Annotated in this window: 19 protein-coding genes and 1 riboswitch; of the genes, 13 read left to right on the plus strand and 6 right to left on the minus strand. The window is 30.7% G+C overall.

Going from position 1 to position 19,538, the window contains the following annotated elements; genetic code table 11:
- The first annotated feature begins 149 nt into the window (after positions 1 to 149).
- Both VIM70_RS13010 and VIM70_RS13015 read left to right on the plus strand, forming a co-directional pair.
- Positions 150 to 2,957 (plus strand): sigma 54-interacting transcriptional regulator, encoded by a 2,808-nt coding sequence (locus tag VIM70_RS13010; protein ID WP_331946193.1) that lies wholly within the window; start codon positions 150 to 152, stop codon positions 2,955 to 2,957.
- A gap of 182 nt (positions 2,958 to 3,139) precedes the next feature.
- Positions 3,140 to 3,844, plus strand: a complete 705-nt coding sequence (locus VIM70_RS13015; protein WP_331946194.1) for a TerC family protein — start codon at positions 3,140 to 3,142, stop codon at positions 3,842 to 3,844.
- Between the two features lie 83 nt (positions 3,845 to 3,927).
- Here VIM70_RS13015 and VIM70_RS13020 read toward each other — a convergent pair whose 3' ends face one another.
- Complete coding sequence (locus tag VIM70_RS13020) at positions 3,928 to 5,031, minus strand: AI-2E family transporter (RefSeq protein WP_331946195.1); 1,104 nt, start codon at positions 5,029 to 5,031, stop codon at positions 3,928 to 3,930.
- A gap of 468 nt (positions 5,032 to 5,499) precedes the next feature.
- Between VIM70_RS13020 and VIM70_RS13025 the strand changes: the two genes are divergently transcribed.
- Positions 5,500 to 6,117 carry a 50S ribosomal protein L25 gene (locus tag VIM70_RS13025; protein WP_331946196.1) on the plus strand — a complete coding sequence of 206 codons (618 nt, stop codon included), beginning with the start codon at positions 5,500 to 5,502 and terminating at the stop codon, positions 6,115 to 6,117.
- A gap of 87 nt (positions 6,118 to 6,204) precedes the next feature.
- On the plus strand, positions 6,205 to 6,495 hold the full coding sequence (locus tag VIM70_RS13030; protein WP_331946197.1) for a hypothetical protein: 291 nt from the start codon (positions 6,205 to 6,207) through the stop codon (positions 6,493 to 6,495).
- Between the two features lie 138 nt (positions 6,496 to 6,633).
- Here VIM70_RS13030 and VIM70_RS13035 read toward each other — a convergent pair whose 3' ends face one another.
- From VIM70_RS13035 to VIM70_RS13050, 4 genes are all read right to left on the minus strand, one after another.
- Positions 6,634 to 7,215, minus strand: a complete 582-nt coding sequence (locus VIM70_RS13035) for a manganese catalase family protein (protein WP_331946198.1) — start codon at positions 7,213 to 7,215, stop codon at positions 6,634 to 6,636.
- 3 nt (positions 7,216 to 7,218) lie between these two features.
- The gene (locus VIM70_RS13040) at positions 7,219 to 7,497 is read right to left on the minus strand and encodes a spore coat protein CotJB (protein ID WP_331946199.1); all 279 of its coding nucleotides are present in this window, start codon (positions 7,495 to 7,497) and stop codon (positions 7,219 to 7,221) included.
- The gene (locus tag VIM70_RS13045) at positions 7,487 to 7,744 is read right to left on the minus strand and encodes a spore coat associated protein CotJA (RefSeq protein ID WP_331946200.1); all 258 of its coding nucleotides are present in this window, start codon (positions 7,742 to 7,744) and stop codon (positions 7,487 to 7,489) included. The genes VIM70_RS13040 and VIM70_RS13045 overlap by 11 nt, the downstream gene beginning before the upstream one ends.
- Positions 7,745 to 7,963: 219 nt before the next feature.
- On the minus strand, positions 7,964 to 8,362 hold the full coding sequence (locus tag VIM70_RS13050; RefSeq protein ID WP_331946201.1) for a hypothetical protein: 399 nt from the start codon (positions 8,360 to 8,362) through the stop codon (positions 7,964 to 7,966).
- Positions 8,363 to 8,737: 375 nt separating this feature from the next.
- On the opposite strand from VIM70_RS13050, the gene glpK reads away from it, so the two are divergent.
- The 6 genes from glpK to VIM70_RS13080 all read left to right on the plus strand — a co-directional run bounded on the left by glpK (position 8,738) and on the right by VIM70_RS13080 (position 15,411).
- Positions 8,738 to 10,228: a glycerol kinase GlpK gene (glpK, locus tag VIM70_RS13055; RefSeq protein WP_331946202.1), complete on the plus strand. Its 1,491-nt coding sequence runs from the start codon at positions 8,738 to 8,740 to the stop codon at positions 10,226 to 10,228.
- Positions 10,229 to 10,333: 105 nt separating this feature from the next.
- Positions 10,334 to 10,444: riboswitch (TPP riboswitch) on the plus strand.
- Positions 10,445 to 10,551: 107 nt separating this feature from the next.
- Positions 10,552 to 11,376: a bifunctional hydroxymethylpyrimidine kinase/phosphomethylpyrimidine kinase gene (gene thiD / locus VIM70_RS13060; protein WP_331946203.1), complete on the plus strand. Its 825-nt coding sequence runs from the start codon at positions 10,552 to 10,554 to the stop codon at positions 11,374 to 11,376.
- Positions 11,369 to 12,586: a putative hydroxymethylpyrimidine transporter CytX gene (gene cytX / locus VIM70_RS13065; protein ID WP_331946204.1), complete on the plus strand. Its 1,218-nt coding sequence runs from the start codon at positions 11,369 to 11,371 to the stop codon at positions 12,584 to 12,586. Before thiD ends, cytX begins: the two co-directional genes overlap by 8 nt.
- Entirely contained in the window at positions 12,562 to 13,392 is an 831-nt protein-coding gene (gene thiM, locus VIM70_RS13070) for a hydroxyethylthiazole kinase (RefSeq protein ID WP_331946205.1), read from the plus strand. Before cytX ends, thiM begins: the two co-directional genes overlap by 25 nt.
- Positions 13,382 to 14,008 (plus strand): thiamine phosphate synthase, encoded by a 627-nt coding sequence (gene thiE / locus VIM70_RS13075; RefSeq protein ID WP_331946206.1) that lies wholly within the window; start codon positions 13,382 to 13,384, stop codon positions 14,006 to 14,008. The genes thiM and thiE overlap by 11 nt, the downstream gene beginning before the upstream one ends.
- Positions 14,009 to 14,091: 83 nt before the next feature.
- Complete coding sequence (locus VIM70_RS13080; protein ID WP_331946207.1) at positions 14,092 to 15,411, plus strand: SH3 domain-containing protein; 1,320 nt, start codon at positions 14,092 to 14,094, stop codon at positions 15,409 to 15,411.
- A 171-nt stretch (positions 15,412 to 15,582) separates the two neighbouring features.
- Here VIM70_RS13080 and VIM70_RS13085 read toward each other — a convergent pair whose 3' ends face one another.
- Complete coding sequence (locus tag VIM70_RS13085) at positions 15,583 to 16,797, minus strand: alanyl-tRNA editing protein (RefSeq protein WP_331946208.1); 1,215 nt, start codon at positions 16,795 to 16,797, stop codon at positions 15,583 to 15,585.
- 378 nt (positions 16,798 to 17,175) lie between these two features.
- On the opposite strand from VIM70_RS13085, the gene VIM70_RS13090 reads away from it, so the two are divergent.
- From VIM70_RS13090 to VIM70_RS13100, 3 genes are read left to right on the plus strand one after another with little or no spacing between them, the layout of a single operon-like run.
- The gene (locus tag VIM70_RS13090; protein ID WP_331946209.1) at positions 17,176 to 17,559 is read left to right on the plus strand and encodes a GntR family transcriptional regulator; all 384 of its coding nucleotides are present in this window, start codon (positions 17,176 to 17,178) and stop codon (positions 17,557 to 17,559) included.
- Entirely contained in the window at positions 17,552 to 18,424 is an 873-nt protein-coding gene (locus VIM70_RS13095) for an ABC transporter ATP-binding protein (RefSeq protein ID WP_331946210.1), read from the plus strand. The genes VIM70_RS13090 and VIM70_RS13095 overlap by 8 nt, the downstream gene beginning before the upstream one ends.
- Positions 18,408 to 19,061 carry an ABC-2 transporter permease gene (locus VIM70_RS13100; protein WP_331946211.1) on the plus strand — a complete coding sequence of 218 codons (654 nt, stop codon included), beginning with the start codon at positions 18,408 to 18,410 and terminating at the stop codon, positions 19,059 to 19,061. Before VIM70_RS13095 ends, VIM70_RS13100 begins: the two co-directional genes overlap by 17 nt.
- The last annotated feature ends 477 nt before the right edge of the window (positions 19,062 to 19,538 follow it).

The following is a 19,538-nucleotide window of genomic DNA, read 5'->3' on the forward strand; positions in this document are numbered from 1 at the left end:
AAAAAATAATATTCTATTGGATAGTGTATTAATAAAAGTGTATTATAATAGGTAAGATATAAATATATAAAAAAAGTGTTGTTATTAAGTGTATTAAAATATCTAAACATAATAAAACACAATAATTTATTATAAATGAGGCGAAATATATGAAGAGGATTGAAAAGATATATAGCTATATGGTTGAACAATCTAAAGAACTTAATTTAGAAGATATTAAGTCAGGGAGAGGTTTTAGTGCTTCAGAGATAGCAAAAGCTCTATCTATGATGAGGAACAATGTAAGTCTTGAACTAAACAATCTACTTAGATTTGATAAGATAATAAAGATAAAAGGTAGGCCTGTCCTATTTTTGGATAGAGATGTCACAGAGAGACTTTTAGGATACAAGCTACAGCCTGGTCCCCTAGAATTAGAAAGTTTAAATCAACTTATAGTAGATGAAAATACTGAAGAGGTAGAAAAGAATCCTTTTGACAGTCTTATAGGTTATAATACCAGCCTAAGAACTCACATTGAGCAAGCGAAAGCAGCAGTACTTTATCCACCTAATGGTCTTAATACACTTATAGTGGGGCCTACTGGAGTGGGTAAAACACTATTTGCAAATATGATGTATAAATATGCAATCTATGTTAAAAGATTAGACGCTAAGGCTCCTTTCGTACTATTTAATTGTGCAGACTACTATAATAATCCACAGCTTTTATTATCACATATGTTTGGTCATATAAAAGGTGCTTTTACAGGAGCAGATGTAGAAAAAGAAGGTCTTGTAGCAAAGGCTAATGGAGGTATACTATTCCTAGACGAAATTCATAGACTCCCACCTGAGGGCCAGGAAATGATTTTCTATTTTATAGATACCGGAAGCTATAATAAACTTGGTGAAACGGAAAGAAACAGAAAATCTACTGTACTTATTATAGGGGCAACCACAGAAAACCCTGCATCATCACTCTTAAAAACATTTGTACGTAGAATTCCTATTGTTATATCTCTTCCATCACTAGAAGAACGACCTGGTAAGGATAAATTAGATATAATGAAGTTTCTTTTAACAAATGAGGCGCATAGAGTAAATAAACCAATAAAGGTAGACTCGGAAGCTGTAAAGGCAATTATAGGGAGTGTCTCCTATGGAAATATTGGTCAGATGAAATCTAATATACAATTGGTGTGTGCTACTGGATTTCTAAACAGTATAAACAATAAAGATTTTATTGATATTGATTTCGAATCATTACCATCAGATATAAAAAATGGTTTATTCTCATTGGGTAGTAAGAAAATGGAGACAGAGGAGCTATCTAAATTCTTTGACAATCAGATGGTGGTGTTACCGCAGGGATATAAAGTCCTCTCAGAAGAGGATTCTTATGAGCCAACTTTTAATTTATATAAAATAATTGAAGATAAGGCTGCTATTTTAAAGGATGAAGGTGCAGATGATGAATATATAAAGAAATTCATTACAACTGATATTAATATTCATCTTAAAAGTTTTTATAAAAAAAGCAAAAATAGCGCTCATGGCAGAGAAAAAATCCTTAAGTTAGTAAATGAAGATACCCTTCAATTTGCAGAGCAAGTAAGAGAGCTTGTTGAATCAGAGCTTAAAAGAAAGTTTAATGAAAGGTTTCTATATGCTTTTAGCCTTCACTTAAGTGCATTTTTAAAAAGAATAGAGAGCAGGCGTAGACTTCAATATACTAATATTAAAAATATAATTAATGATAAACCTCAAGAATTTAATATATCACTTAAAATAAAAGACCTTATTGAGAAAAAATATAATATTATAGTACCGGAGATGGAAGTAATTTACCTAACACTTTTAATTAGTTCTATTCAAGAAGAACAAAACAATGAAAGAGTAGCCGTAATAGTTGCGCTACATGGTAGTAGCAGTGCGAGTTCTATGGTTAATGTAGCTAGAAATCTATTAGGCGAGGGAGTAGTTGAAAGCATAGATATGCCCCTTGATGTAGGACCGCAAAGGGTGCTTAAGGATATAATACAAAAGGTAAATGAAATCGATATGGGCCGTGGAGTGCTTTTACTTGTAGATATGGGATCCTTAACAAGTTTTGATACTATAATAACGCTAAAAACAGGTATAAGAGTTAAGACTATTGATATGGCATCAACGGCCTTAGTACTTGAAGCTGTTAGAAAGGCTAACATGCTTGATATGGATTTAGATACTTTATATGATTCTTTAAAAGACTTTAAAGGATATGGGCTTTATAGTAAAGATTCTAAAAAAATAGAGCAAAGGAGTGAGGCTATAATAACCATTTGTTCTACAGGGGAGGGCACAGCAAAAAAACTTAAAGAACTGGTTCAGGATATTGTAATAAACATAACAAGAGATAAAATAATTATCATACCGATTGGAATAAAGAATTTAAAAGCCGACTTAGAAAATTTAGTGAATCAATACGCAATACTAGCCACTGTAGGGGTTATAGATCCTAAGATAGATGCTCCATTTATATCCATTGAGAATCTTATAGGAGGAGATGGTGAAAAACGTCTCATGAATATCATACAAAAAAATAATATAACTATAGATAGGAAAGAACAGAATGTAGTGGTTAAAGAACTTTGTGAAGATAGTTTAAATGAGTTTTTAACATTTTTAAATCCTCATAAGATTATTAGTGTATTAATGGAATTTACGAGTGTATTAGAAAAAAAAATGAACAAAACTTTTAGTAATTCTTTTAAAATTAAATTAATGCTACATACTGGCTGTGCCTTAGAGAGAATGATTATAAATGAGACATTAACCTATAGTGGAGATAGAAGTCTTATATCTTCAGAGGTTTTGGAAAATGTTGAGGGAGCGGTGCTCAAATTTAAGGAGGCACTTAATATTAGCTTAACGGACAATGAAATAAGTTATATTTGTGAAATTCTTGCAGAGCAATGCAATGCTTTTGCTGAGTAGTGCAATAGGCATTTTAGGATTTATGTAATGTGGAAATATATAAGGTATGTTATACTGGATAGAGAGGCGTAAAATATGATTTTTGAAAATATAAAAAGTATGAAAGATTAAACAAGCGTTAATACTAGATTTAAAATTGCCTTTGATTTCTTAACTTATACTAACGAAAGAAGTGAATACAAATGGAAAGTTTAATGATTTTTATTGTAGGAATACTAAAAATCACCATACTTGATTTAACATTATCTGGTGATAATATTGGTATTATTGCACTAGCAACAAAAAATCTATCACCTAAGTATGCTAAAAAAGCAAGTTTGATTGGAATATCAGGAGCTATAGGACTACGAGTAATATTTGCTTGTCTCATTACTCTAATAATGAATATACAGTGGTTACCAATTAAATTAGTTGGAGGGCTTATTTTAGTGAAAATTACATGGGACTTTATTAGACCTGAGTGTCAAGGAGAAGATTGTAATATAAAAAAAGTGGATAGATTTTGGTCAGCCGTAGCTATAATAATTATTGCGGATATTAGCATGAGCCTTGATAATGTGCTTGCAATAGCTAGTGCAGCAGACGGTAATGTGCTATTAATTGTATTTGGTATTTTGATAAACATACCAATAATTTTCTTTGGAAGTCAATTTGTATCAAACTTAATGAAGAGGCACCCTATTGTTATCTATATAGGTGGTGCAATATTAGCGCATACCTCTTTTAAAATGATACTTGAGGATAACTTAACTATAAATTATTTAGGACTTGCACCCATAGTTTCATTAATAATCCCATGGATCTTTGCTATTGGTATATTGGTCTATGGACATTCAGCAATAAAAAAAGAAGAAAAAGAAAAACCTGCTTTGGAAGGAAATACGTAAGTAATATACAATATAATAATAATAATAAGGATACGCCCTTGGGTGTATCCTTATTATTATTATTATTATTATTATTATTATTATTATTCAATTTCTTTATTTTTCATCTGGTTATCCATAAAATCCTCTAGTAAAGTTTTTATTAAGGCAATAACAGGTACTCCTAGTAACATTCCTACAATACCAAATAATCCTCCACCTAGTACAATTCCGAGGATTATAAGTAGAGGACTAATTCCAACCTTATCTCCAATAATTTTTGGAGATATGAACCATCCATCAATATTACTTAAGGTTGTAATAAAAAGAACTATCTCTAAAGATTTTATAGGATTAAAAAATAATGTTATTATAACAGCAGGAATCATTCCCATAATGTTTCCAAAGTAAGGAATCATATTAGTGACCCCTATTACTAAACTAAATGGTAGCGCATAGGGTATTTTTAATAATGCAAATCCTATAAAAGTAATAATAGCAAAAATAATAGAGTCAATTATTTTTCCAACAAAATATTTTTTGAAGATCGTATTAACTAATTTAAAGAAATCAATAGTTTTAATAGAAATAGATTCACTTAAAATAGAGTGAATAAATTTTTCAATATTATATATAATAGATTCTTTGTCTACTAATAAGTATATTGAAATTACGATTCCAGACATTAGTTTCATAAAGAAAGAGCTTAGACCCATTAAATTATCAATTATAAGTTGTAAACCTGGGGTAAAATATGTTGATATATCTTTATTAAATGTATTAAGGTAATTATCAAAGTAAGAGGTAACATTGAATTTATTTAATAGTTCATTTTGAGATAAAAAAGTCTTAGACCAGGTATATGATTTATTGGCAAATTGAGGAATATTATTAAATAAGTCAACGACACTTTTAATTACACTCGGAGTAACTAAAGTAATGATTAGAAGTATAAGTCCTACGAATAATGTATAAATTATGCTTATACTGTAAATCCGCTTTATTTTTGTTTCCTTTTCAATGTATACCATAAGTGGGTTAAGCAGATAAGCTATAACGAAACCCCAAACAAAATAAATAAGTAAAGAGAAAATTTTATTTAACATTGAACCTATATTCTCAATATTATTTACCATTCTATAAAGAAGAAGAGAGATAATAATAATAGGGATAAGCTCAATATATGGTATCTTTTTATATTTAATCAATGTAATTCCTCCAATCAATAATTATATGTTAGTAATTAAAAAATTAATTTATTTTATTATATCATTCTTTTAACACTTTATTATATCCATTTATTATAATTAAATGCATTAAAAGTTGAGGACAACTTCTGATTGCTAATTTGTGTTATAATATGTTATAATGAAATTATGTTTTGATTACTAATGTTACCTTTTGAGTAGTGATGCTGGTTTTTTATTTGTTTATATAAATAATAGATATAACGTTGAAATCTAACATATGTATTTACAATGACGGGAAAGGCAGCAGAGTATTTTATGTTGTCTATTAATGTTTATAATTATATATATTAAATTTTCAAGTACTGTTGGTTAAAAAACAAATTATTATAAGGTCCAACCTAAATTTAACTTGAAATTATTATTGGTAACATGTGTATGCAAAAGAATAAACAGAATGGCTTTATAAGCCAAGAGGAGCGAATTATTATGGAAAAAGTTATTTTGAATGCATTTGAAAGAACTATAACAAATAAAAAATTTAAAGAAGAAGGATTTATTGCAGGAGTAATGTATGGCGATGGTTCTACTGAAGCAACTTCAGTGAAGTTTGAATTAGTTGCTTTAAAAAAGATTCTAGGAAAACATGGTTCTAATGCGAAAGTAGTGGTTAAATATGGCGAGGATGAGAAAACTGGATTTATAAAAGAAATTCAAAGACATCCTGTATCAGCAAAAATTACTCATATAGACGTGCAACTTGTTTCTAAAGATCATGAAATAAAAATGCAACTACATATTCTTTTCAAGGGTGAAGAAGGATTGCTTCCAAAACGACTTCTTTTACAAGTTCAAAAGGCTGACATAGATGTTTTTGGAAAGATGGCTTTAATGCCAGATGCAGTAAGTGTTGATATATCAGAAAAAGAATTTGGAGATACAATTACAATAAAGGATTTTGAAATAAACGAGGAAATAAAAATTACTGATGATGAAAATGAAGTTTATGCAACTATAACACAAATGAAGGAAGAGATAGAGGAAGAAACTGATGAAGAACCAGTTGCTGAAGAACCAGTTGCTGAAGAAACTGAAGTGAAGGAATAATAAAATAAAAATCATATAAACATAAAAGGATGAACGAAAAAGTTCATCCTTTTATGTTTATATGGGCTCTAATTGGGAGGTTTAAAAATGGCAAATATATTGAAATTCACAAAAAAACAATTAGATAGAACACTAAAAGATTTCGTAAAAAAAGAAAAGATAGGTTCTAATGATATTGCTGAGTGGGTTAGACTAATAAATGATTTTATTTATGAATTTGGACTAAAGTCTGAAGTTCACGAAGAAGAAAAACTATCTATAACAACTAACAAGGAAGAGCAAGTTGTTATAGAAAAAATGATGTATGTCTTAGAAGGTACAAAAACTTCTTTAAATTTTATTTTTGATGGTAATATTACTTATATAGAAGAAGATTAGGCTAATTATTAAAAGTATTTCAGGAGAAATAATTTTTGAAAACAAAAGGCATATCGTCCCTAATTGAGCTAGTGATATGCCTTATTAATTCTATTCTCTATGAATAAAATTAATTATGAATTGAACCATAGGGTTTCATTACTTCATAGTAAATAGATGAGGTTCTTGTAAGTAATCTTGAACAATTCTAAGAGATTCACCAAACCTTTGATAATGAACAATTTCTCTTTCCCGTAGAAACTTTAAGGGTTCTATTACATCAGGATCATCAGCCATATTTATTAGATATTCATAAGTTGCCCTTGCTTTTTGCTCTGCAGCTAAGTTTTCAGTAAGGTCTACAATTGGATCCCCTTTTGATTGAATGTATGAAGCATTCCATGGAACACCTGCTGAACTTACAGGGTATACTCCTCTACCATGGTCTACATAATAGCCAGCCATGCCTCCTTTTTGAATTTCTTCAAGAGTAGCATTTTTCATTAATTGCCTAACCATAGCACCAACCATTTCTAAATGGGCCAATTCTTCCGTGCCGATATCATTACATGTTGATATGGCTTGGGGAGTAATCATAGAAAACCTCTGACTTAGATATCTTAATGAAGCACCTAATTCACCATCGGGTCCACCATATTGAGTAATAATGATTTTTGCCATTTCAGGGTTTGGGTTTTTAATTTTTATAGGATACTGTAAGAACTTATCGTATGTCCACATAGATTACATGCCCTCCTTATCTAGGTTAAAATTAGCATCATTTTCCCAAGGCCAGGGATTATTTATCCACTGCCACGGATAAGGGCTTAGAGAGTCGTGTTCAGATAACATTCCATAATTCATCTCATAGCTTTCTTTTAATCCTTTAGATTCCATCACATAATAATTATACTTTGCAAGAGCCTCTTGATCCATTGGGTGAGTATTTAGATATAAAGCCAAGTCTTCTTTCATAAACTCTGATGCAACTATTAATTTTAAGAGTTCCATTTTATTCTTCATAAGCTCTCCCCTTTTTACCTGATTCGAGTGGACCATATTTTTTATTTTCTCCATCATATGGACTATAAAGTTCTGGGAAAACTGTTCCCCTTTTAAGCGCTTCTAAAGGCGCAAAAATTGCGCAAAGTTTTTGGTAGGGAACATATGCAGCAGCTAACCTTACATTTTTTATTTCAGTTTCTTGTGGAATACAATTATTCATTGCTGAGTATTTTGCTGTTTTTTTTCTGGTTTCGTTCTGATCCAATTTAAACCTCCATAAAATATTGTTGTATACGTATTATTATATTCAAAAGTTTGAAATAGTGATTATAATTTATAATTTGATTATTTATATTTATAAAGATAAATTCCAAAGTAATTATGTAATAAAATTCTTAAGGGAAGCCAATTGGCTTCCCTTAAGAATAATTAGATGATAGATATTTTTATTATTTAGTCTAAATAATATAGAAATCAGGGTTAATTATTTAGTACCTTTATTAGCAGATGATTGATTGTTTAATTGTTTTGTTTCTGCTAAAGTAGAATCACTTGTGCTACTAGCCATATCAGACATATTAGACATACTAGCATTTGTTACACCAGTAGCTTTATTTGCAGCCGATTGATTGTTTAATTTTTTTGTTTCTGCCAAAGTAGAATCACTAGTGCTACTAGACATATCAGACATATTAGTCATAGAACTTGCTGCACCAGCACCATTGTTTGAAGCTGATTGATTATTTAATTGTACTGTCTCTTGCAATGTAGCATCACTAGTACTGTTAGTCATCCCAGCGTTTGTTGAAGAAGATGAACCTCCATTTTTTGAAGCTGATTGATTGTTTAATTTTTTTGTTTCTTCTAAACTATTATTATTCATAATAAAAATCTCCTTTCTAATGTACAAATTACACTTTGTTTAACTAAGTGCATATGTAGTTTAACCATTTTTTTATAAAATATTGCTGAAATAATTGGTAATTTATTTTGAATTTTTCAAAATTAAATTAAAAAAGTTATAAAAATATTTGAGCTTATTGAGACGAATACTTCAGAATAAAGAGAAATTGTGAAGTTTTTAAGTTATATTGCAAAAACTCTAATAATCAGTTATACTAAATGAAATGATATATATTAAATGGCAGAGAAATGAGCCGCATTATTATAAAGTATTATGCTTTATTATGATGTGGTTTTTTTATGTATCAATTTGTAAACGGTTAATAAGATTAATTTTAAAAAGGAGTTTTTTAAAATGGCTAAATATATAATGGCACTTGATCAAGGAACAACAAGTTCAAGGTGTATTCTATTCAATGAAAAGGGACTTATTGTAACGTCTGCTCAAAAGGAATTTACACAAATTTTTCCTAAAGCAGCTTGGGTAGAACATGATCCAATGGAAATATGGTCAAGTCAAATTAGTGTAGCAACAGAGGCAATGGCTAAAGTTAATGCTACGTATAAGGATATAGCAGCAATAGGTATTACAAATCAAAGAGAGACAACTGTAGTTTGGGACAGGCGAACAGGAGTACCAGTATACAATGCAATTGTATGGCAATGTAGAAGAACCGCAGAAACTTGTGATGAATTAACAGCAAAAGGCTTTGATAAAGTTATTAGAGCTAAAACAGGACTTATATTAGATGCTTATTTTTCAGGAACAAAAATAAAATGGATTTTAGACAATGTAGAAGGTGCTAGAGCGGAAGCGGAAGCAGGAAATTTGTTATTTGGTAACATAGATACTTGGCTTATTTGGAACTTAACAAAAGGAAAAACTTATGTAACAGATTATTCTAATGCTTCAAGAACAATGTGTTTTAACATTCATGAACTTAAATGGGATGATGAAATTCTTGAAACATTGAATATACCAAAATCAATGCTCCCAGAGGTTAAACCTTCAAGCTATGTATATGGGCACACTGATGTTTCATTGTTTGGTGGAGAGATTCCAATCGCAGGGGCTGCTGGAGATCAACAAGCAGCATTGTTTGGGCAAACTTGTTATGCTCCTGGAACTGCTAAAAACACATATGGAACAGGATGTTTTATGCTAATGAATACAGGCGACAAAGCAATTGAATCAACGCAAGGTTTACTTACGACTATCGCTTGGGGAATAGATGGCAAAGTTGAGTATGCACTAGAAGGTAGTGTATTTATAGCAGGAGCTGCAATACAATGGTTAAGAGATGAGCTACGTATGATTGATAATGCTGCTGATTGCGAAGAATATGCCATGGCAGTGGATGATACAAACGGAGTATATGTAGTTCCTGCTTTTGTTGGACTTGGGGCGCCATATTGGGATCCGTATGCAAGAGGAACAATTGTAGGACTTACAAGAGGTTCAAAAAAAGAACATTTAATAAGAGCAACGCTTGAAGCACTTGCTTACCAAACACATGATGTTTTAAAAGCAATGCAAGAGGATTCTGGAATTAAACTTACTGAACTTAAAGTAGATGGAGGAGCTTGCAATAACAATTTCTTAATGCAGTTTCAATCTGATATTTTAAATGTTCAAGTAGATAGACCGGAAGTTACTGAAACAACGGCTCTTGGTGCAGCTTATCTTGCAGGACTTGCAGTAGGATATTGGAAGAGCAAGGATGAAGTGGCTAAGCATTGGGCAATATCAAGAAGTTTTAAGCCTTCTATGACAGAAGAGCATAGGAAAGAATTACTACATGGATGGCATATAGCTGTTAAGAGGTCAGGAATAAGACTTGAATAGAAGTAAATAAATATAGATTAAGATTAAAAAAGCAAAAGTAATAACATAATAATTTGTTTATGATAATTTATTATGTTATTATGGATATATTAAATAAAAAAGAATAACCTAACACAGGGGAGTTGGATATGCCAACTGAGAGCAAGAACTGTAATTCTTTGACCCTATGACCTGAACTGGATAATGCCAGCGTAGGAAGTTGTTTATCGGTGTATTATATATGTAGATTTTTATATAACATGATAATTTAAACACAAATCCTATGGATTTGTGTTTTTTAATTAAACAAAATATTAGAACTTATAAAAGAGGAGAGAATTAAAATGAAGAAAGTTTTAACTATAGCTGGTTCTGACAGTTGTGGAGGAGCAGGTATACAAGCAGATTTGAAAAGTTTTAGCGCAAATGGCGTGTATGGAATGAGCGTTATTACAGCAATTACAGCGCAGAATACTATGGGCGTTTTTGCAGTACAAGATCTAGAACCAGAAATCATTAAAGCACAAATTGACGCAATTTTTACAGATATAGATGTAGATGCAGTCAAAATCGGTATGGTTTCCAGCATTTCAACTATTAATGTCATTAGTGAGAAATTAGAACAATACAAGCCTAAAAATATAGTGCTCGATCCTGTAATGATTTCGAAAAGTGGTTATTCACTACTAAAGCCAGAATCAAAGTCAGCTTTAATTAAGAAACTAATTCCACTAGCATCACTTATTACACCTAATGTTCCAGAAGCTGAGGAAATTTTAGAAGAGGTAAACTCTGGTATAGGGCACATAGAAACAGTAGAAGATATGGAAAAAGCAGTAAGAGAAATGCATAAACTGGGATGCAAAAATATACTCTTAAAAGGAGGACATATGCAAGGAGATGCCATAGATGTGTTTTATGATGGAAAAGAAATGTTGCATTTTACGTCTGAGAGAATAAATACTAAAAATACTCATGGAACAGGATGTACGTTGTCATCTGCAATTGCTGCAAATTTGGCGCTTGGGTTTAGTATGAAAGAGTCAATAAAAAAGTCAAAGTTGTATATAACAATTGCTATAAAACACTCTTTAGATATTGGGCATGGCGTTGGACCAACCAATCATTTCTATGAATTATATAAAAAGGCAGGTATAGCTAATGATTAAGGAGAAAGATAAACTAGGATTTTGGACCTTTGTATTTTTATGGTTTGGAGCTGCAGTATCTATTGCTGAAATAATGACGGGCGGATTAATTGCACCATTAGGATTTAAAATTGGAATAATAGTAATACTTCTAGGTCACTTGATTGGAACTGGAATATTAGTGCTTGGTGGCATAATCGGATCTCGTGAAAAAGTGCCAGCAATGACTTCCACTAATATTTCTTTTGGAGTTTATAGTACATATTTATTTTCAATTTTAAATATACTTCAACTAATTGGTTGGACTGCAATTATGATAAAAGTAGCGGCTAATTCCGTAAACTTAATATCACAAAATTTATGGAATTTCAATAATGTTTTAGTATGTATAGTTCTTATAGGTCTACTTACAATATTGTGGCTTTGGTTTGGCAATGCAGGCATGAAAAAATTAAATATTACAGCTGTATCACTACTTTTTATACTTACATTGGTATTAGGAACAATAATTTTTAAAGATAAAACACTTCTAACAAAAGCAAGTACAGGAGGCATTTCCTTTGGAGGAGCATTAGAACTCAGCATAGTTATGCCTCTGTCATGGCTACCTTTAATTGCAGATTATACAAGATTTGCAAAAAGTGAAAAGGGAGGAGCCTATGGAAGTTATATCGGTTATTTCCTTGGAAGTTCATGGATGTTTATTATAGGACTAGGTGCAGCTATAGTTTCAAATAATTCAGATCCATCAGTTATGATGCTTGCTGCAAATTTAGGAATAGCGGCTCTTGGAATAGTAGTGTTATCTACAGTAACCACTACATTTTTAGATGTGTACTCGGCAGGAGTTTCGTTTCTAAACATTGTGCCAAAGCTGAGTGAAAAAAAAATCGGTATTATTATGACTGTTATTGGAACATTGGCAGCAATAATAATTCCTATGGAGAATTATGAAAATTTTTTATATGCCATAGGGTCAGTGTTTGCACCATTATTTGCAATTTTGATAACTGATTATTTTATAATAAAGAAGAATACTAAGGTGCAATCTAATATACTTATAAATTGGGGAGCTATATTTGTATGGGTTATAGGAATAGTACTTTACTATGTTTTTGTTAAACTTGATTTGTTCCTTGGAGCTACAGTGCCAGTTATGATTATTACAGGATTAATATATTCAATAAGTTGGAGGGTGACGTCTAAATGGAAATTAATAAAAAAATTATAGATCTGTTAAACAATGTAAAAGAGGAAAACCCACTGGTACATCATATAACAAATTATGTTACAGTTAATGATTGCGCTAATATTACATTAGCTATCGGGGGATCACCAGTTATGGCTGACGATATTAATGAAGTATGCGACATGGTTTCACTATCATCATCATTTGTTATAAATATAGGAACATTAAACAGTAGAAGTGTAGAATCAATGGTTGAGGCAGGAAAAAGAGCAAATGAATTAAATATTCCTGTTATTTTAGATCCTGTTGGAGCAGGTGCAACAAGCTATAGAACAGAAACTTGTAAAAGAATTATAAGTCAAGTGAAGTTGGCAGTTATTAGAGGAAATTTATCTGAAATAAAAACAATATATGGTCTTGAATCTAAAACAAAAGGTGTAGATTCAATCGATAGTCTTTCAGCAGATGAATTTAAGCAAGAGAAAAAAATGGCAAGAGATCTTGCCAATAAATTAAACACTGTAATAGCTATAACTGGCGCGGTAGACATTATAACAGATGGTAAAATTCTATACACTGTAGAAAATGGGGATAAAATAATGTCAAAGGTTACAGGTACAGGATGTATGTGTACTTCACTTATTGGTTCTTATTTAGGTGCAGGTGATAACAATCTAATAGCTGCTTTGGCAGGCGTTGTTTCAATGGGTATTGCTGGAGAAATAGCTTATGATGGATTAGATAAAAATTATGGTGGCACAGGAACATTAAAAGTGAAAATAATAGATGCTATTTATAATTTATCAGAAATTGTAATAATGAAAAGGAGCAAGATAAATGAAGGATAACGTGGATTACAGTCTATATCTTGTTACAGATAGAGAAGTACTCGTGGATACAGATATATATACTGGGGTGGAACAAGCGATAAAAGGTGGAGTTACATTAGTACAGCTTAGAGAAAAAAGCTTAAGTACTTTAGAATTTTATAATATTGCAGTGAAAATAAAAGTAATTACAGATAAATATAAGATTCCTTTAATAATAAACGATAGAATAGACATTGCAATGTCTATAGATGCTGCAGGAGTCCACCTTGGTCAAAGTGATATGCCAGCGAATATTGCTAGGAGCATAATAGGAAAAAACAAAATAATAGGGGTTTCAGCTACAACTCTTGAAGAAGCTCAAATTGCAGAGAAACAAGGAGCAGATTATGTGGGTGTTGGGGCTATGTTTCCAACCACAACTAAAAATGATGCAAGAGCAGTTTCCATTCACTGCTTAAAAGAAATCAAAGATATCATTTCCATACCTGTAGTTGCTATTGGTGGAATTAATGAAAATAATGTAGATTTATTAAAATTAGCTAATATTGATGGAATAGCTGTGGTTTCAGATATTCTTGGTAAAAAAAACATAAGTGAAGCAGCCAAGAAATTAAGACATTTAATTAAAAAGTAAAAGTGGTTATTTACAAAATTTAGAATAAATCTCGTTATTGAGGTATAATAATAAAAAATGGTTTAATAACGGGGGTATTTATTATGATTTCTAATTTAAATATACCAGGATTAAAGGGAGATATGCTTTGTCCAAGCTATTGGATAAAATCAAGAGAATTAAGTAAAGTTATTATGAGCAAGCAAGAAATTGAGGTATACAATAAGATTAGCGAAGAAACTGTATTGACAATAGTTGACTTAGAAAATCATAAAAAAACCTTAAGTAAACAAGAATTAAATGAAAAAATAGACCATATTAGTTGTTCTCCAAATTCTGATAGATTCCACGCGGATGGGAAATTAATACATGAGGAATATTATAATAAATTAAAGGAAAATTGTAATATTAAAAATTTGCTTAACCTAAACAATATAAGTTACGGAGTAACCATAAGGAAGACAGTGATGAGGACGTTTCCAACTTTTGATAAGATATTTAAGACTGGAGATAACTATGAGTTTGACAGATTTCAGGAGACTGCCGTTTATCCCATTGAACCACTTGTTATTTTGTTTTCTAGTAAAGATTCTGAGTGGTATTTAGCGCAGATGTACAATTATTTAGCATGGATACCTAAAAAAGATGTGGTTATAGCTAAAAAGGAAGAGCTTTTTAATTATCTTAAAACAGAAGATTTTTTAGTAACAACGGGAAAAAGAGTGTTTACAAATTATAACCCATTAAATAAACAATTATCAGAAGTAAGATTTGATATGGGTATTAGAATACCACTTGCAAATATAAAGGAAATAGAAGAGGATATTTATGGTCAAAATTCTGCAGGTAATTATGTAGTTAAGCTTCCAACAAAAGATAATAGTGGAAATGTAGAATTTAAACTAGCTTTAATAGCAAAAAATGAAGAGATAAACGTAGGATATTTGCCATATACAAGTGAAAATATAATAAATAATGCCTTCAAATTCTTAGGTGAACGATATGGCTGGGGGGGGACGTTTAACTCCAGAGATTGTGCAAGCCTAGTAATGGATGTTTATAGAACTATGGGCCTTAAAATTCCTAGAAATGCAGATGAACAGGGAGAACTTGCAGTTGGCGATTTCTATGAGATAAAGAAAGATATGAAAGCAACTATGAGAGAAGAGATACTTAATAATTTAAAACCAGGAACGCCAGTTTATTCGAGTGGACACGTTATGATTTATTTAGGAACAGAAAATGGGTTATATTATGTTATTCATGATTTTTCAGGATTTTATAAACCAGGACAAGATGGAAACTTAAAATATTATAGGGTCCGGGAGGTTATGGTTTCTCCATTAAGTATAATATCACTTGCGGATGGCAAAACATATTTTGATGAATTATATGGAGCAAGAGGTTTTGTTATTAAGAATTAATTCTATTTAAGCTAATTTTAAATTACAAATATAGTCACACTAAAATAGACTAACATACTAAAGTAATATTAATTTTAGTATGTTAGTCTATTTACGTTAATGAACATTAACTTGTTAATAAATATTAACTTGTTAATAAACATTAACTTGTTAATGAGTTATAGATGTAAATTATTTATTTTTAGATATTATATCAGCTTTAATTTTATTGTAAGCGTAATCTAGGCAGGAATCTAAATTATTATTATTTTTTCCTCCACCTTGTGCTGAGAAGGCACTTCCGCCACCTTTTCCGTCTATTAGAGTTATGGCATCCTTTAGAAGTGAGCCCATGCTAAGGATTTTTAAATCTTTTGAGCACATAAATAAAAGATTTGCTTTATCTTCAGATTTTACTCCAAATAAAACTATAACATTTGGATTTGATACTAATTTTGTTGCTAAGGTATTAGTGTATTTTAAATCACTATTATCATAAATACACTTAAGTACTTTTATATCTCCAAGTTTTTGTGCTGAAGTTAACATGTTTTGAACTTCATACTCAGCAACTTCTGCCTTTAATGCCCTACTTTGCGTAAGTGCTTTATTAAGTTCTGAGGTCAGCCTCTCTACTTCAGATAAAACAGTAGCATTATTACACGATAAAAATTTAGACATTTTCTCTATAGCTTCATGTTTTAAAACATAATCTGAAACTGCTCTTTGTCCACATAAAAATTCTATTCTTAAACCACTCTTATATTTTTCAAATTTTATAATCTTAATTAATTGCACCTCAATAGTTGAATTTGGATGTAGGCCACAGCATGCATTTATATCAATATCACCTATCTTAACTATTCTAACCTGTTCTCCGGGTTTTACTGGGATCTTTTTTAATGATAATTTTTTAAGCTCAGATTTGGATGGATATAAAATTTCTATATTAATATTGGTTCCTACTATTACGTTAGCATTTTTTTCAGCTACTTTAATTTCATCACTGCTTATAGTTTTATCAAGATCAATAGTTGTAGAACTTACGCCAAGGTGGAAACCAATGGTATTAACATTAAACAAATCAAAAATAGCAGCAGAAAGTATGTGCTGTCCTAGATGTTGCTTCATATAGTCATAACGCAGATCAAAGTTAACGATACATTTAACCTTATGAATTTTTAGAGGTTTTACCTGGACGATGTGATATATGATACCTTCTTCTTCATATACATGAATTACTGGAATGCCATTTATAAATCCAGTATCACTTGGCTGACCACCACCCACAGGGTAAAAACATGTCTTATCTAGTTCAACATGATATTTGTTTTCTTTTTCAACTACATTTAAAACTTCGGCAGTAAATTCAGTTTGATAGGGATTTTCATAATATAACTTTTCCAAAGTTTAACATCTCCTTCTAATGATATGATGTTTAGAGTTTACGGTAATTTGTTATGGTTGTAACAAGGTTAATAATATGATTACTTGCATTAATTTATATTGTACCATAAAAATATTATGAGATGAAAAAGTACTTAGCAAGGTCTTCTTTGTAATGAGCTTGTTTTTTTGCCTGAAATTATTATATAGTTGCAAAATATTAAAATTACTTATATTTTTATAATGCAACAAAAGCGCAATGTTTTATATGAATAATAAGAATAAATAACTATTATGTTGACATTTCATAATTCAAATGATATATTGAGCATAATCAATATGATCAATATAATCAATATATTCAATAATACATTTATAAGCGAATGAGGCGATTTAATTTTGCGAATTATTATAACAAATACATCAAAGTTACCTATTTATGAGCAGATTAAAGAACAAATTAAGGTAGCTATTCTAAGCGATGAATTATGCGAAGGAGATACACTTCCAACCATTAGACAACTTGCTAAGGATTTAAAAATTAGTGTAATAACTACAACAAGAGCTTACACTGATTTAGAACAGGAGGGCTTTATAGCAACAGTTCAAGGTAAGGGCTGTTTCGTTTTACCCAAAGACAGTAAACTTGTGCAAGAACAGCTTCTTCTTAAGGTTGAAAATGGCTTTTTAGATGCCATAAAGGCTGCTAGGATTGCTAAACTATCACGTGAAGAATTTATGCATATATTTAAATTTATATTGGAGGAAAATGACTATGAGTAATGTTATTGAAATAAAAGGACTTTGTAAAGATTATAAAGATTTTTCACTAAATAATATTTTTTTTTCTTTACCAGAGGGTTATATTATGGGATTTGTTGGTCAAAATGGTTCGGGCAAAACCACTACAATTCGATTAATATTAAATATGACCGCTCGAAATAACGGTAGTATCAAAATATTTGGAATGGATAATATTCTGGAGGAACAAAAAATCAAGCAGGATATAGCCGTTGTTTTGGATGATATCTTCTTAGTGGAAAACTGGAAAGTTTACGAGGTCGAAAAAGCTATTAAGGGTTTTTATGATAATTGGAACAGCACGTTATATTATTCGTATTTGGATAGTTTCAATTTACCCATCAATAAAAAGGTAAAAGATTTATCTCGTGGAATGAAAATGAAGTTAATGCTTGCCGTTGCAATGTCTCATAATGCGAAACTGCTAATACTCGATGAACCCACAAGTGGGCTTGACCCTGTAGCCCGTGATGAACTTCTCGAAATATTAAGTGAGTATATTTCTGATGGACAAAGAAGCGTACTTTTTTCTACTCATATCACATCAGATTTGGAAAAAATTGCAGATTATATAACTTTAATAGATAAAGGCAATATTTTCTACACAGGAACGAAGGATGATTTATTGGAAAGTTTTTATGTAATCAAGGGTGGTTTAGATGAATTGACGAACCAGATACAGGAGAAGATTATCGGAGTTACTACCCATAACACTGGATTTACAGGATTAATGCCCGCATCCGGAGTCAAAGACTTATCTAAAAATATCATTGTAGAAATATCTACCATTGATGAAATTTTAGTTTATATAAGCAAGGAGGATAAAAAACATGAGCAACATTATTAATTCAATAAAATTAGATTACTATATTCTTAAGTCGAACTTTAAGATTATTTTAATCGTTGTTTTTCTTGCAACTTTTATTGGAATTATGACATCCAATCCGCCTGTAATAATGTATGTCATTTCGATTTATTCGGCAAACTTTTTGGGTAGCATTTTTTCCATATGTGAAAAAAACAAACTAAATAAGTTGTATGGAGTTTTGCCTTTAGGGAAACAACAAGTTGTAATCGGACGATATTTATTTACTTTAGCGGTTGGTGTGTTAAATGGAGTTATGGCAATAGTCTTGACATTAATAATAATATACTTCCGTAATATCAACATCAGCAATCTTGCCTTTATATCCTATTTATCTAGTTCTGTTCTTCTTTTTTGCGTGTTTATTTCTGTGCAATTTCCCCTTTATTTTAAATATGAGTATTCCAAAATAACTGCTGTCGCTATTTTACCACCTGTTATTTTATTTATAATTGGCATTACTTTGTTTAAAAAAAATCCAGAACTTTTTAGCCCAATAATTAAGTATTTTATTCAAAACCAGAATATGATTTGGCTGATAGGAATATGTGCAGGTCTTATTATCCTTTGCATTTCATGCCTTTTGTCATGTGTCATTTATAAAAATCGTGAGTTATGATGCTTAGTTTAATACACTTTACAATATTGTTAAGTATAATATAAAAGCTATAAAATAGGTATTTGCTAATCACGAACAAAATTATAATTATATGAAATAACTAATAAAACAATATGTTTTAAAAAAAGGGGATGATATTATAAGTCTATTTAAAGAACTTCTCATTAGAACAATAATTATAGTTTCACTAACTGACATACTTGAATTTTATATAATAAGTAGAAAGCATTTAGTAATAACACCGACACTTGTTATTGAAATTATTGTTGTTACGCTCGTACCATTGGTGATTAATATTTGGTATTGTCTTCACAGAATAAGAATGATTTAATAATTATATAGTGCGAGCTGCGAAGCAGCACGCAAACGCGTGATGTTTCCTCTTGGAAATGGAAGCAATTCTATCTTCATTAGTAAGTTATTAACATATAGTAGGGGAATCCTACTAGGTAAGGTCTAACCAACTACCTGTACCTA

It is taken from the genome of Clostridium sp., assembly GCF_036569345.1.
In the GTDB taxonomy this organism is placed as follows: domain Bacteria; phylum Bacillota; class Clostridia; order Clostridiales; family Clostridiaceae; genus Clostridium_AD.